General features: G+C 65.0%; 12 protein-coding genes. 9 read left to right on the top strand and 3 right to left on the bottom strand.

The window, feature by feature from the left end; all coding sequences use genetic code 11:
- Nucleotides 1–27: 27 nt before the first annotated feature.
- The gene (gene hemN, locus ACSQ3P_RS04150) at nucleotides 28–1,377 is read right to left on the bottom strand and encodes an oxygen-independent coproporphyrinogen III oxidase (RefSeq protein ID WP_436164364.1); all 1,350 of its coding nucleotides are present in this window, start codon (nucleotides 1,375–1,377) and stop codon (nucleotides 28–30) included.
- Between the two features lie 51 nt (nucleotides 1,378–1,428).
- Entirely contained in the window at nucleotides 1,429–1,908 is a 480-nt protein-coding gene (locus ACSQ3P_RS04145; RefSeq protein ID WP_436164363.1) for a hypothetical protein, read from the bottom strand.
- Between the two features lie 234 nt (nucleotides 1,909–2,142).
- On the opposite strand from ACSQ3P_RS04145, the gene ACSQ3P_RS04140 reads away from it, so the two are divergent.
- The 9 genes from ACSQ3P_RS04140 to ccoS all read left to right on the top strand — a co-directional run bounded on the left by ACSQ3P_RS04140 (nucleotide 2,143) and on the right by ccoS (nucleotide 10,821).
- Entirely contained in the window at nucleotides 2,143–2,781 is a 639-nt protein-coding gene (locus ACSQ3P_RS04140) for a helix-turn-helix domain-containing protein (RefSeq protein ID WP_436164362.1), read from the top strand.
- A 206-nt stretch (nucleotides 2,782–2,987) separates the two neighbouring features.
- On the top strand, nucleotides 2,988–4,583 hold the full coding sequence (gene ccoN / locus ACSQ3P_RS04135; protein WP_436165159.1) for a cytochrome-c oxidase, cbb3-type subunit I: 1,596 nt from the start codon (nucleotides 2,988–2,990) through the stop codon (nucleotides 4,581–4,583).
- Nucleotides 4,584–4,594: 11 nt separating this feature from the next.
- Complete coding sequence (gene ccoO, locus ACSQ3P_RS04130; protein ID WP_436164361.1) at nucleotides 4,595–5,365, top strand: cytochrome-c oxidase, cbb3-type subunit II; 771 nt, start codon at nucleotides 4,595–4,597, stop codon at nucleotides 5,363–5,365.
- A gap of 11 nt (nucleotides 5,366–5,376) precedes the next feature.
- On the top strand, nucleotides 5,377–5,532 hold the full coding sequence (locus tag ACSQ3P_RS04125) for a cbb3-type cytochrome c oxidase subunit 3 (RefSeq protein ID WP_436164360.1): 156 nt from the start codon (nucleotides 5,377–5,379) through the stop codon (nucleotides 5,530–5,532).
- A gap of 3 nt (nucleotides 5,533–5,535) precedes the next feature.
- Entirely contained in the window at nucleotides 5,536–6,423 is an 888-nt protein-coding gene (gene ccoP / locus ACSQ3P_RS04120; RefSeq protein WP_436164359.1) for a cytochrome-c oxidase, cbb3-type subunit III, read from the top strand.
- Between the two features lies 1 nt (nucleotide 6,424).
- Complete coding sequence (ccoG, locus tag ACSQ3P_RS04115; protein WP_436164358.1) at nucleotides 6,425–7,861, top strand: cytochrome c oxidase accessory protein CcoG; 1,437 nt, start codon at nucleotides 6,425–6,427, stop codon at nucleotides 7,859–7,861.
- Between the two features lie 32 nt (nucleotides 7,862–7,893).
- Nucleotides 7,894–8,415: a FixH family protein gene (locus ACSQ3P_RS04110; RefSeq protein ID WP_436164357.1), complete on the top strand. Its 522-nt coding sequence runs from the start codon at nucleotides 7,894–7,896 to the stop codon at nucleotides 8,413–8,415.
- A gap of 4 nt (nucleotides 8,416–8,419) precedes the next feature.
- Nucleotides 8,420–10,627, top strand: coding sequence for a heavy metal translocating P-type ATPase (locus ACSQ3P_RS04105; RefSeq protein ID WP_436164356.1), 2,208 nt, complete (start codon nucleotides 8,420–8,422; stop codon nucleotides 10,625–10,627).
- A complete protein-coding gene (ccoS, locus tag ACSQ3P_RS04100) occupies nucleotides 10,624–10,821 on the top strand; it encodes a cbb3-type cytochrome oxidase assembly protein CcoS (protein ID WP_436164355.1) in 198 nt (65 codons plus the stop codon). Before ACSQ3P_RS04105 ends, ccoS begins: the two co-directional genes overlap by 4 nt.
- Before the next feature lie 110 nt (nucleotides 10,822–10,931).
- Here the strand turns inward: ccoS and ACSQ3P_RS04095 are convergent, their stop codons facing one another.
- Nucleotides 10,932–13,703: a bifunctional acetate--CoA ligase family protein/GNAT family N-acetyltransferase gene (locus tag ACSQ3P_RS04095; RefSeq protein ID WP_436164354.1), complete on the bottom strand. Its 2,772-nt coding sequence runs from the start codon at nucleotides 13,701–13,703 to the stop codon at nucleotides 10,932–10,934.
- Nucleotides 13,704–13,817: the final 114 nt, after the last annotated feature.

Below are 13,817 nucleotides of genomic sequence, written 5' to 3'. Positions count from 1 at the left end.
GATGCAGATGGCGACACCGCATCCCTGCTAGACTGCTGACGAGTGCCGGGACTGCTGAGAGGTGAAGCGCTGATCGAACGCCGTACTGATCACCCTGACGAGGTTTTGGGATGCAGGCACGACATGAATCCTGGCGCCGTCACGGATCGCAAGGCCATCCCGGATCATCGGCTGTAGTCGCTCCAAATCGTCATCAAGCTCGCCGAGCTCGAAGCCATGCTGCCGGCAAAGCGCCGCAAGATCAGCGCTGAAGTCACATGTCAGCCGCTCGATGATGCTAGCGCGCAAATTGTCCTGCGGCGTCAGCGGAACACCGCGCGCCGTTGCTAGACCGCCGCTCGACAGGGCCGAACGGTAAGGCGCAACGGTCGCGGCGTTCTGCGCATAGCCTTGAGGCAACCGAGATATCGCAGAGCTGCCGAGGCCGATCAGAACCTTTGCGTCATCTGTCGTGTAGCCTTGGAAATTGCGCCTGAGTTCGCCTGCCTTCGCACTCCGGCAGAGGGCATCGTCCGGCTTGGCGAAGTGGTCAAGCCCGAGTCGGACATAACCCGCCGCGAGGATGCGAGCCGTGGCGGCCTCGAATTGAGCCGAGCGTTCCGCGCTGCCTGGCAGTGCGGCTTCCGGCAGCAGGGCCTGATGCCGCTTCAGCCACGGCACATGGGCGTAGCCGAACAGCGCGATCCGGTCGGGATCGAGCGACAGGGCCTGATGCACCGTGCTCAGCACATTCGCGACGTTCTGGTGCGGAAGGCCGTACATCAGGTCGAGATTGAGCCCCTCGACACCGGCGAAACGGAACCACTCCGCGACGCGCGCCGTCAGCTCGAAGGATTGCAGTCGCCGGATCGTCTTCTGGACAAGGGGATCGAAACTCTGCACGCCGAGGCTGACACGATTGATCCCTGTCTCGGCCAGCGTGGTCGCGAGCGCCGGAGATATCGTTCGTGGATCGACCTCGATCGCGAGTTCCGCATCGGCACCGATGTCGAAGCTCTCGCGGATCGCCGCCATCAACCGCCGGAAGTCGGACGGAGCCAGGATCGTCGGCGTGCCGCCGCCGAAATGAAGATGGCTGAGCCGTTTTCGTCCAGGCAGCGCTTTGCCGACCAGTTCCAGTTCGCGCAACAGCAGATCGAGATAGGCCAGGACCGGCGCAGGGCTGCGTGCCACCGTGGTCTGGCAGCCGCAATAGAGGCAGAGCTCTGCACAGAACGGCACATGGACATAGACCGAGACCGGCTCGTCGCCGTCGAGTTCGGAGAGCCAGCTCCGATAGAGTGCGGCATCGACCTCACCGGTGAAATGCGGCGCTGTCGGATAGCTGGTGTAGCGCGGCACCTGGCGCGCGGCATAGGAAGTGGCTTGACTGGTCATGGCAGCACTCTGCGCATGCCGACCGGAGCACGCCTTGATGTGACGCAAATCTCAAAGCTTGCTCGGCACCCCGCCGGGCGCCCGCGCCTTACCGCGCATCTGAACGCGGTCGATCGCGAAGCCGCGCTGCTCCAGGGCATGCTGGTCCTGGCTCCAGATATCGGAAGGTTGCATGTCGATCGAGATCGACGGCAGCGCCAGCTCCGCAGCCAGATTATTGGCGAAGCTGACGAGAGATTTGACTAGCACGGTGCCAGGCAGGCGCAGCATAGCGAGCTCTGTCACCTGCAGCGTAGCGTCCCGCCCCAGCGCCTGGACCACGCGAAAGGCGAAGAGGGCATGAATGCAGCCCCTGCGATCACGCAAGCCGGCGATGCCGTCCCCCTTGCGCCCTGCCCGTATCGCCCCGCGCAGGAACCGCCTCCAATCGTCGAAACTGACTTTCGGATGCGACATCGCAACAAGGCTATAGGCGCTGCGCGCCTGAGCCGGCGTGACCCGGACCGCCTCGAAGATGTCCTCGTCAACCACCACGCTGCTCCCGAGCAATCGGGTGCAGACTGGCTGCCCCGCGTCGCACCCCGCATTGATCTAGATCAAAACCGCGCGTCCATGGACCGCTTACGCTTCTGCCGATAGTTGAACCGTAGTAATACTCATGCGTGTTCTTGGGGGTACGCGACCGTGGATTGCCAGCCATCTGCCTGCAGTGCCTCCCCTCACCTCGAGAGCGGCTGCCTCGCGTGCGAGGTTCGCCTTGTCAGCGTGTGCGCGTCGCTGTCGATCGATGAACTGCAGCTGCTCGACTCACTTGCTCACGAGGCCGTCTTTCCCGCCAAGGAGACGCTATTTACGCAAGGGCAACCGGCCCATTCCGTCTACAACATCACAGCCGGCGTGGTACGACTCTACAAGCTGTTGCCCGACGGGCGTCGTCAGATCGTCGGCTTCGCGCTGCCTGGCGATTTCCTCGGACTTGCCATGCGCGACGCCTTCGGCTTCTCGGCCGACGCGATCAACACTGTCACCGCCTGCGCCTTCTCGCGTTCGGCCTATTCGGCGCTGGTCGATACGAAGCCCCATCTACTGCAGCGCCTGCACCAATTCGCGACACATGAGCTGACCCTTGCGCAGGAGCAGATGATGCTGCTCGGCCGCCGCACAGCCGAGGAGAAGCTGATCTGCTTCCTGCTCGCCATGCAGGAGCGCTGGGCCAAACTTGGAAAGCGATCCGTGACCGTACCCCTGCCCATGAGCCGTCAAGACATCGCCGATTTCCTGGGCCTGACGATCGAAACCGTGAGCCGGGTCCTCACCAAACTAGCCAAGGACAAGACAATCCTGATCGTACCCGATGGGGTACGGCTTATGAACCTCGACTACATGGCGCGCGTCGCCGCTTGAATCTCACCCGCGGCACACGGCGTTCTCTCCTCCTCGCTTGACTTGGATCAACGTTCGCTCGCCGCAACCCGGCTAAGCCTCCCATCGAACAGCGCAGAGATGCGCTGACCATGACATGGGGGCAGCGTATGTCAGCGATAGGATACTCCATCAGGCGCGCGACGACCGGTGAAATCGCCGGCATGCTGATTGCCGCTGCCGCCGTCATGCCCTTCCTGATGGTTGCGGCGCTGACCGACCATAGTGGTTATGCCTTCCATGCCACATTGGCGATGTTCGCGTCGTTCGCCTCGGTCTTCCTGATCGGCAATCGCTGCTTCCGGCCCGGCCAGGTGCCGGCGCCACAGGAGATCGACGGCAAGCCGAACTACAATATGGGTCCGGTGAAATTCGCTACGGTGGCCTCGATGTTCTGGGGCATCGCCGGCTTTACGGTCGGCCTGATCATCGCGCTGCAACTCGCCTTCCCGGCGCTGAACCTCGACTTGGCATGGACAAGCTTCGGCCGCCTGCGCCCGCTGCACACCTCGGCCGTGATCTTCGCCTTTGGCGGCAATGTCCTGATCGCGACCTCGTTCTACGTTGTACAGCGCACTTCTCGCGCCCGGCTCGCTGGCGATCTTTCGCCTTGGTTCGTGGTGCTCGGCTACAACTTCTTCATCGTCATCGCAGGCACCGGCTACCTGCTCGGAATCACCCAGGGCAAGGAATACGCTGAGCCGGAATGGTATGCCGATCTCTGGCTGACCATTGTCTGGGTTACCTATCTGCTGGTCTTCCTGATGACGCTCGCCAAGCGCAAGGAGCCGCACATCTATGTCGCCAACTGGTTCTACCTCGCCTTCATCCTGACGATCGCCGTCCTGCATCTCGGCAATAACCTGGCCGTCCCGGTCTCGGTGCTCTCGCCGAAGTCCTACATCGTCTGGTCGGGCGTGCAGGATGCGATGTTCCAGTGGTGGTACGGCCACAACGCGGTCGGATTCTTCCTCACCGCCGGCTTCCTCGCAATCATGTATTACTTCGTGCCCAAGCGCGCGAACCGGCCGGTCTACAGCTACCGGCTCTCGATCATCCATTTCTGGGCGCTGATCTTCCTCTATATCTGGGCCGGCCCCCACCACCTCCACTACACTGCCCTGCCCGACTGGGCGCAGACGCTCGGCATGACCTTCTCGATCATGCTCTGGATGCCCTCCTGGGGCGGCATGATCAACGGGTTGATGACGCTGTCTGGCGCCTGGGACAAGCTGCGCACCGATCCTGTGCTGCGGATGATGGTGGTCTCGCTCGCCTTCTACGGCATGTCGACCTTCGAGGGGCCGCTGATGTCGATCAAAGCGGTCAACTCGCTCTCGCACTACACGGACTGGACCATCGGTCACGTCCATTCCGGGGCGCTCGGCTGGGTCGCCTACATCTCCTTCGGCGCAATCTACTGCCTCGTTCCCTGGTTGTGGAACCGGCGCGAACTCTACTCGCTCAGGCTGGTCAACTGGCACTTCTGGATCTCGACGCTCGGCATCGTCTTCTACATTTCGGCGATGTGGGTCTCGGGCATCCTCCAGGGTCTGATGTGGCGCGCCTACACCTCGCTCGGCTTCCTCGAATACTCCTTCATCGAGACAGTCGAGGCGATGCATCCCTTCTACGTCATCCGCGCGCTCGGCGGCGCACTCTTCCTCGCCGGGGCGCTGATCATGGTCTTCAACCTCTGGATGACGGTGAAGAGCGAGGCGATCGACGCGCCGCAGGCCGACTATGACCGTGGCCTCGTCCCCCAACTCGCCCCCGCCCAGTGAGGACATCAGCCATGTCGAGCATTGACGCCCGCGCGCCCCTGCCGCGCCAGTCCCGCTGGTCGAAGCACAAGATCTTCGAGACGAACTCGATCATCCTGATCATCGGCGTGCTGCTGGTGATCTCGATTGGCGGTCTCGTCGAGATCGCACCGCTGTTCTACCTCAAGAACACCATCGAGAAGGTCGAGGGCATGCGCCCCTACACGCCGCTCGAACTCGCCGGCCGCGCGATCTATGTGCGCGAGGGCTGCTATCTCTGCCACAGCCAGATGATCCGGCCGCTGCGTGACGAGATCGAGCGCTACGGGCACTACTCGCTCGCGGCTGAGAGCATGTATGACAAGCCCTTCCAATGGGGCTCCAAGCGCACCGGGCCAGATCTCGCCCGTGTCGGCGGCAAATATTCCGACGAATGGCATGCCGGCCACCTCGCCGACCCTCGTTCTCTGGTGCCGCAATCGATCATGCCGGGCTATCCGTTCCTGGCCAGGACCGAGCTGATCTTTGCCGACATTGCTTCCGAACTGCGCGCCAATCGCGGCGGCGGCGTGCCCTATACCGACGAGATGATCGCCCAGGCGATGACCGACCTGAAGGCGCAGGCGACGCCGGACCATCCTGGGCAAAGCGCGCTCGAGGCCCGCTATCCCAAGGTCCAGGCCCGCGATTTCGATGGCAATCCGGCCCGCATCAGCGAAGCCGACGCCCTGATCGCCTATCTCCAGGTGCTCGGCACGCTCGTCGACTTCAAGCTCTACGACGACAAAGCCAACATCCGCTGAACGAGGCCATCATGGACACGACCTATCAATGGCTCGCGAACTTCGCCCAGTCGGCCGGGCTGCTCTACTTCATCAGCATCTTCGTCGGTGTCTGCGGCTACGCATTCTGGCCCAAGAACCGGGCCCGCTTCGAGCAGGCGGCGTACACCCCGCTGAAGGAGGATTGAGCGATGGACCAGGCTCACAAGGGCGACCACGAGGTCGATCACGTCACCGGCACTGCGACCACCGGGCATGAGTGGGATGGCATCCGCGAGCTCAACACGCCGCTGCCGCGCTGGTGGCTCAACATCTTCTACGCCACCATCATCTGGTCCTTCGGTTACTGGGTCGTCTATCCGGCTTGGCCGTTGATCAGTACGACGACCAAAGGCGTCATCGGCTATGCGACGCGACTGGATGTCGAGACCGACCTGTCCGAGCTGCGGGCGTTTCGCGCCACCCAGACGCAAGGGCTCGCCGAAGCATCCCTGGAGCAGATCAAGGCCGATCCGTCGCTGTCTCGCATAGCCATGGCCCAGGGCAAAGCCGCCTTCGGCGACAATTGCGCTGCCTGCCATGGTGTCGGCGGAGCGGGTTCGAAGGGCTATCCCAACCTGAACGACGATGACTGGCTCTGGGGCGGCTCGCTTGCCGCGATCCAGACGACGTTGCAGCACGGCATCCGAGTCGCGACCGATAACGAGACGCGCGTCAGCCCGATGCCGGCCTTCGGCCGCGACGGTGTGCTCAAGCGCGACGAGATCAACGCGGTCGCCAACCATGTCCGCGTTCTGGCGGGCCTGCCGACGGAGCCGAAGGCCGATCTGGCCAAGGGCGGAGCGCTCTTCGAGCAGAACTGTGCCGCCTGCCATGGCCCCGCCGGCAAGGGCAATCAGGAACTCGGCGCACCGAACCTGACCGATGCGATCACGCTCTATGGCATGGACATGGCCTCGCTGACCGAGACCATCACCAACAGCCGCAGCGGCGTGATGCCGGCCTGGGGTGCGCGGCTCGACGCCACGACGATCAAGGCGCTGACGGTCTATGTCCACTCGCTCGGCGGAGGGCAGTGAGATGGACGTTGCCGAGGCCGACGGGCTGCCGCTCTTCGCAACCTCTAAGAAGGTCTATCCGCAAAGCGTGTCGGGCCCATTCCGCCGCGCCAAGTGGACGATCCTCATCCTCTGCCTCGGCATCTACTATCTCTTGCCCTTCCTGCGCTGGGATCGCGGGCCAAACCTGCCGAACCAGGCCGTCCTGGCCGACATCGCTCATAACCGCTTCTATTTCTTCTTCATCGAGATCTGGCCGCAGGAAGTCTACTACTTCACCGGCCTGCTGATCCTGGCAGCCTTCAGCCTGTTCCTGATGAACGCCATCGCGGGCCGGCTATGGTGCGGCTATCTCTGCCCACAGACGGTCTGGACTGACCTTTTCCTCGCCGTCGAACGCGCCTTCGAGGGGGACCGGCGCGAGCGCATGAAGCGCGACGAGGCGCCCTGGACCGCCGGGACGCTGCTGCGCAAGACGGGCAAGCATATCGTCTGGCTCATGATCGCCTGGTGGACCGGCGGTGCATGGGTGCTCTATTTCGCCGACGCACCGACGCTCGTGCACCAGCTAGCGACCTTTACGGCGCCACTCTCGGCCTATGTCTGGATTGCGATCCTGACCTTCACGACCTATGCGCTCGCCGGTGTCATGCGCGAGCAGGTCTGCAAGTTCATGTGTCCCTGGCCGCGCATCCAGGCTGCACTAACCGACGATGACGCGCTCAACGTCACCTATCGATACGACCGTGGCGAACCACGCGTCTCGGTGAAACAGGCACAGCGGCTGCGGGATCAGGGTGCACCGGCCGGCGACTGCATTGACTGCCACCAATGCGTTGCCGTCTGCCCCACGGGAATCGACATCCGCGACGGTGCCCAGCTCGACTGCATCCAGTGCGGCCTGTGCATCGACGCCTGCGACAACGTGATGGCGAAGATCGGCCGACCCGATCGCCTCATTGGCTACGACACCGAGGACAACGTCCAGCGCAGATTGGCCGGCGAGAAGACCGTCTATCGCCCGATACGGGCGCGGACGCTAATCTATGCCGCGCTGATCGTGCTGGTCGGCGGCGCGATGCTCTATCAGCTTGCAACCCGGCGCACGGCCGAGATTTCCGTTCTGCACGACCGAGCTCCCCTCTTCGTCAAGCTCAGCGATGGCTCGATCCGCAACGCCTACGCCCTGCGCCTGCTCAACAAGCGTCCGGAGGCGCGGCCCTTCGCCCTGACGGTCGCCGGTATTCCCGGCATCCGAATCGAGGCCATCGGCGCGCAGGCGACGGCCGATCTACGCCCGATCGTGACGGTCGAGGCCGATACGTCGCGCGAGGTCCGGGTGCTCGTCACGGTGCCGCCCGATGCTCATCTCAACGCCTCGCAGAGCATCACCTTCACAGCCTCGGACCTGTTCGCCGGCGAGATCGTGCGGGCCCAGGATCACTTCATCGCACCTTAGGGGACGCCATGTCCTGTTGCGGAGCTTTCGCCATGCCGATCGACCTTCCTGCCCAGCCGGCACCACAACGCCGCCCCTTCGAGCTCAGCGGCCGCATGGTGCTGTTTGCGATGATCGCATTCTTCGTCGTCGTAGCGGGCGTCAACGCGATCATGATGACAGTCGCAATCCGGACCATGCCCGGCGTCGACGTCAAGAGCGCTTATGAGACCAGCCAGCGCTTCAATGGCGAGATCGCGCGCATGCACGCCCAGGCCGAGCGTGCCTGGCAGGCGCAGGCGCAGATCACCCGCGACGGCGGCGGCGCGACAGTGACCCTGAACCTGCGCGACCATTCCGGCACCGCTCTCACCGGCCTCGCTGTCGAGGCGAAACTACAGCATCCCGCTTCCCGCCAGGAGGACCGCGAGGCGCGCCTCGTCGAGACAGCGCCCGGCCTCTACTCGGCAACGATACCGGCGATCCATCGCGGCGCCTGGACGCTCGCGGTCGAGGCCAGGCGTGACAACGAGGCGCTCTTCGTCTCGCGCAGCCGCATCCAGCTGGCGGAGTGAGATTATGGCCGCGCAACAGGATCTCTCCGTCTTCGTCCACCATCGCGACGGCATCGACGGCATGGAGCTGGCTGTCGATGGCATCCGCTGCGCCGGCTGCATGCATGCGATCGAGAGGGGGCTGAAGCGGGACTCAGGCATCCTCAGTGCGCGCGTCAATCTCGCGCTGAAGCGCGTCACGGTCGAATGGCGCGAGGGCGTGCTGCGGCCCGAAGCGGTAATCGAGCGGCTCGCGCGCCTCGGCTTCAAGGCCCACCCCTTCCTGCCCTCCGAGCAGCAGGACAGCGTCACGCGCGAGGAAGCGCGGCTGCTGCGCTACCTCGGCGTCGCCGGCTTCGCCGCCATGAACATCATGTTGCTCTCGGTCTCGGTCTGGTCCGGCAATGCCAGCGACATCAATCCGGTGACGCGCGACCTCTTTCACTGGCTCTCGGCCCTGATCGCATTGCCGACGGCGGCCTATGCCGGCCGCCCCTTCTTCGAAAGCGCGTTGCGGGCGCTGAAGGCGGGCGCGGTCAACATGGACGTGCCGATCACGCTCGGAGTCGTGCTCGCGCTCGGCATGTCGGTGGTCGAGACCTGGAATCACGCCGAGCACGCCTATTTCGACGGCGCAGTGATGCTGCTCTTCTTCCTGCTGATCGGGCGCTATCTCGACCAGCTGATGCGTCGCCGCACTCGCGACCTCGCCGGCAATCTCGCTGCCCTCAAGGCTGAGACGGCAACCCGCTTCGAGCGCAATGGTACGACGATCGTGGTTCCGATCGCGGCGATCTCGCCCGGCGATCTCGTCCTGGTCCAGCCAGGAGAGCGCGTCGCCATCGATGGCCTCGTCGAGACCGGCCAGTCCGAGATCGACCAGAGCCTGGTCACTGGCGAGACGATGCCGATGCTGGTTGCGCCGGGTGGACGCGTCCATGCCGGCACGACGAACCTCTCTGGCGCCTTGACCGTACGCGTCGAAGCGGCGGGCAGCGGCACATTGCTCGACGAGATCGACCGGCTGATGGCCCAGGCCGTCGAGAGCCGCTCGCGCTATGTTCATCTATCCGACCGCGCGGCCCGGCTCTACGCGCCGCTGGTGCATGCCACCGCTCTCGCCACGCTTCTTGGCTGGATCGCCTTCGGCCTGCCCTGGCAGCAGGCATTGATCATCGCCATCACCGTGCTGATCATCACCTGCCCCTGCGCGCTCGGGCTCGCGATTCCCGCCGTCCAGGTCGTCGCGGCCTCGGCACTGTTTCGTCGCAAGGTCATGCTGAAGGAGGGCGACGCGCTTGAGAGGCTGGCCGAAGCCGACATGGTCGTTTTCGACAAGACCGGCACGCTGACCTTGCCCGAACCCGAACTGCTCAACGCAGACAGCCTCGATGCAAACATCGTGCGGCAGGCGGCGGCGCTGGCGGCGGCGAGCCGCCACCCGCTGGCGCAGGCGATCAGCCGCGCCGCAGGCAATCCCGCGCCCGTTCGCAATGTGCATGAACACCAGGGGCTCGGCCTTGTCGCCTTGGTTGATGGCAGCGAGATGCGCCTCGGCAGCGTCTCCTTCTGCGAGGCGCAGGCGGAAGCGGAACTTGTCACCGCGACTTTCCCAACCACCTCGCTGATCGCATGGCGCCATGGCGATGCCTGCGCTGTCTTCGCAATTGGTCAGCGCCTGCGTCCGGACGCACACGCCTGCATTGCAGCGCTGCGCCAGCTTGGGCTTGGCGTGATGATCCTGTCGGGCGACCGGGAGGCTGCCGTCGCCTCTGTCGCGCAGGAACTTGGGATCGCGACATACCGCGCCGCCATGCGTCCGGACGAGAAGCTCCTCGCGCTCGCCGATCTCGCGGCCGGAGGCTGCAAGATCCTGATGGTCGGAGATGGGCTCAACGACGCCCCAGCGCTGGCGAAGGCGCATGTCTCGATCTCACCTGTCAGTGCCGCGCATCTGGCGCAGGCCGCCGCCGACATTGTCTTCCTCGGCGACAGCCTGGCTCCCGTCGCCTCCAGCATCCTCATCGCCCGCACTGCGCGCCGGCTGATGATACAAAACCTCTGGTTCGCCGTGCTCTACAATGCAGTCGCGGTTCCGATCGCGATTGCGGGCCTCGCAACGCCGCTGGTCGCGGCTGCGGCGATGTCAGGTTCCTCGCTGATCGTCACGCTCAACGCCCTGCGCGCCGGGCGCACCGCAGCGTCTGCGGCGACGGAGAGGACACCCTCATGAACATCCTCGTCATTCTGTTTCCGCTGGCGCTGGGGCTCGGCCTGGCAGGCTTGGCAGGGTTCTTCTGGTGCATGCGCACGGGTCAGTACAACGACCTGGAAGGATCGGGCTGGCGCGTCCTACAGGATGACGATCTGGTCGACGATCAGTCGCCGCACGCAAATTCGCTGCGACAGCCAGAGCAAGCGCTCTGAGAAAGCGCAAGGTACCAGCCTGGCATCATCACGACCGAACGCCCTTGATCGGCTCCCTGAGCCGCACGCCCGGCGCGACTTGGTCCTGGGGCGAGACACTGCCCGTGGCCTCAGCCCTCGCTTGCCGCGTAGAGGGGCACAGTTGTCGGTGAAATCCCTGTCTCGGCCGGCCCATGAGCGGAAACATCCGTCGAGAGCGTTCCAGCCTCGATAGAAAACGTCACTCGCTTGGTGTCGGAATCGAGTCCACCGGGCTCAACCACGAAACCCAGTTCTCCAGCCATGCGCAGCATCGCGGCATTTTCGTTCAGGACATCGCCATAGACGGTCCTGTACCCCGCCTGCCGGGCGTAGCCGACGATCTCGGACAGGAGCCGGAAACCCAGCCCCCTGCCCTTCATATCCGAGCGAACGAGGATTGCGAACTCGGCAGAGCTGCGCTCCGGATCGCCTGCGATGCGCACGACGCCATAGATCGGCCCCTCCCCGAAACCCGAGCCCGGCTCGATGGCGACGAAGGCCATCTCCCGGTCGTAATCGATCTGCGAGAGGCGAGCGGCCAGGTCGTGCTCGAAACGCTTCACAGAACCGAGGAAGCGCATGCGCAGATCCTTGGCCGTGCATTGCTCGACCATTTCAGTGATTGCGACCTCGTCTTCCGGCCGGATCGGGCGCAGCTCAAGAGGCGTGCCGTCGGTAAGGGCGATCGCTCTCTCCAGCCTCTGCGGATAGGGAGTGATCGTATAGCCACCAGCCGATACCTGCTCTGCAGCGATCACGATCCGCGCATCCAGGGCGATCACGCCGCTCGCATCCGCCAGCAGGGGATTGATGTCGAGCTCCAGCACATCGGGCAGGTGCACCGTGATCTCCGAGAGCCGCAACAGCACGTCCTCGATGGCGCCCGGGCGGACCGGCGGCACGTTCCGGAAACCGCCGAGCAGCTGGGCGACGCGCGTATGCGCGACCATGTCACCGGCAAGGACGGAATTCAGCGGCGGCAGCCCGATGCTGCGATCGGACATGACCTCGGCCGCCGTACCGCCCTGTCCGAACAGGATGACCGGGCCGAAGGTCGCGTCGTGCGCGATGCCAACGATCAATTCCTGCGCATGCGGGCGCGAGATCATGGCCTGGACGGTGAAGCGCAACGCCTGCGCTTCGGGGCGCGTCTGACGCACGCGCCCAAGCATCGCCTCAGCCTCCCGCTGCACCTCCAGACCGGACGCCAGACCAAGCGCGACGCCACCTACATCGGATTTATGCGTGATGTCCGGAGACAGGATCTTCAGGGCCACGGGACCGCCGATCTCCTCCGCGATGCGCCCAGCCTCGGCCGGCGTCGCGGCGATGCGGGTCTCCACCGTCGGAATGCCCAGCAAAGCGAGCAGACGTTTCGCTTCCTGCTCGTTGAGCAGGAGCCTGCCATCGTGCCGAACCGCGGCGATCAGTTCGCCAGCGGCGGCGACGGCCGCCGGCGCCAGCATCACCCCGGCTGAGGGCGTCTCCAGGAGCAGGGTCTGGTTGCGCCGGAACTCGACGAGATGGCCGAAGGCGCGCACGGCCTGCTCGGGACTGGCGAAGCTCGGCACCCGCCCTTCACGCAGCACGCAGTGCGACTCCGCGGACGCCTCGCTGCCGAGCCAGTTGGCCAGAACCGGGACGTTGCGCCCGGCTGCTGCCGCGGCCGCAACAGCACGCGCCGCTTGCGCGCCATCGGCCAGCGCCGTCGGACAGTTGATGGCGAGAATGGCGTCGCTTGCCGGCTCCCGCATCAGGATCGCCAGCGCCGCACCGTATCGCTCCGCCGTCGCGTCACCGAGGATGTCGACCGGATTACCATGCGACCAGCTGTGCGGCAGCACCAGATCGAGTGCCGAGCGACTCTCGGCGCCGAGTTCAGCCACCTGCAATCTGCGCTCCGCCAGCGCATCGACAGCCAGCACGCCGGCACCGCCGCCATTGGTCAGGATCGTCAGGCGATCACCGGAGACCCGGACGCCGCTCGCCAGGATCGCGGCAGCGGCGAACAGCTCGTCGAGTTCATGAACCCGCAGGAGACCGGCCCGGCGAAAGGCCGCGTCATAAACCGCGTCCGAGCCCGCGAGTGCACCGGTATGCGATAGGGCTGCTTTGGCTCCGGCGCTGCTGCGCCCCGACTTGACGACGAGGACCGGCTTCGTCCGGGCCGCTGCACGCGCCGCCGACATGAACTTGCGCGCATGGGTGATGTTTTCGACATAGAGCAGGATCGCCTGCGTCGCGGCATCCGAGCCGAGGTAGTCGAGCGCATCGCCGAAATCGACGTCGCTCATGTCCCCGAGCGACATGACATGGGAGAAGCCGATCTGCCGCTGCTGCGCCCAGCCCAGCATAGCGGTGATGATGGCGCCCGACTGGCTGACGAGGGCGATGCCGCCCGGCCGCGGCGTGGCCTGGGCGAAGCTCGCATTGATCGCCCGCGGGGTCGAGATCAGGCCAAGGCAATTGGGGCCGACGATACGCATCAGGTACGGGCGCGCCGCGTCCAGCAGCCGCTGGCGCAGATCGCTCTCGGCACCCTTGCCTTCGAAGCCGGCGCTGACGACCACGGCCGCCCGGCAACCGCGCTGGCCGAGCTCCGCGACGATGCCGGGAACGCTCGCCGCCGGCGTCGCGATCACCGCCAGATCGGGCACCACGGGTAGCTCCGCGATGGAACGATAGGCATGGGTCGAGGCGACCGCGCGCGCATGGGGATTGACGCACAGGATCGGCCCCTTGAAGCCGGCACCAAGCAGATTGGCGGCGATGACCTGGCCGACAGAACCCGGGGTATTGCTGGCCCCGATCAGCGCGATCGACCGTGGACTGAAAAGCGCATCGAAATTGCGGATGCTCATGGCGGTGATGCCCCTCCGGGCCCCGTGCCCGCGGCGAGATTGCCGATCCCTGCTCCAGCAACCTTGCTCTGGATCAAATCATCGGCCGCCATTCGGTGAAATGATCGGTCAAGT

The sequence above is a fragment of the Allobosea sp. LjRoot9 genome, from assembly GCF_964252745.1.
In the GTDB taxonomy this organism is placed as follows: Bacteria; Pseudomonadota; Alphaproteobacteria; order Rhizobiales; family Beijerinckiaceae; genus Allobosea.
Note: the sequence above shows the minus strand (reverse complement) of the source record. Positions and strands in the feature narration are given on the sequence as shown.

Coding starts and splice junctions, on each gene's coding strand:
- hemN (WP_436164364.1), bottom strand. CDS start 1,377: ATGACCAGTCAAGCCACTTCCTATGCCGCGCGCCAGGTGCCGCGCTAC.
- ccoN (WP_436165159.1), top strand. CDS start 2,988: ATGCCCTTCCTGATGGTTGCGGCGCTGACCGACCATAGTGGTTATGCC.
- ccoO (WP_436164361.1), top strand. CDS start 4,595: ATGTCGAGCATTGACGCCCGCGCGCCCCTGCCGCGCCAGTCCCGCTGG.
- ACSQ3P_RS04125 (WP_436164360.1), top strand. CDS start 5,377: ATGGACACGACCTATCAATGGCTCGCGAACTTCGCCCAGTCGGCCGGG.
- ccoP (WP_436164359.1), top strand. CDS start 5,536: ATGGACCAGGCTCACAAGGGCGACCACGAGGTCGATCACGTCACCGGC.
- ccoG (WP_436164358.1), top strand. CDS start 6,425: ATGGACGTTGCCGAGGCCGACGGGCTGCCGCTCTTCGCAACCTCTAAG.
- ACSQ3P_RS04110 (WP_436164357.1), top strand. CDS start 7,894: ATGCCGATCGACCTTCCTGCCCAGCCGGCACCACAACGCCGCCCCTTC.
- ACSQ3P_RS04105 (WP_436164356.1), top strand. CDS start 8,420: ATGGCCGCGCAACAGGATCTCTCCGTCTTCGTCCACCATCGCGACGGC.
- ccoS (WP_436164355.1), top strand. CDS start 10,624: ATGAACATCCTCGTCATTCTGTTTCCGCTGGCGCTGGGGCTCGGCCTG.
- ACSQ3P_RS04095 (WP_436164354.1), bottom strand. CDS start 13,703: ATGAGCATCCGCAATTTCGATGCGCTTTTCAGTCCACGGTCGATCGCG.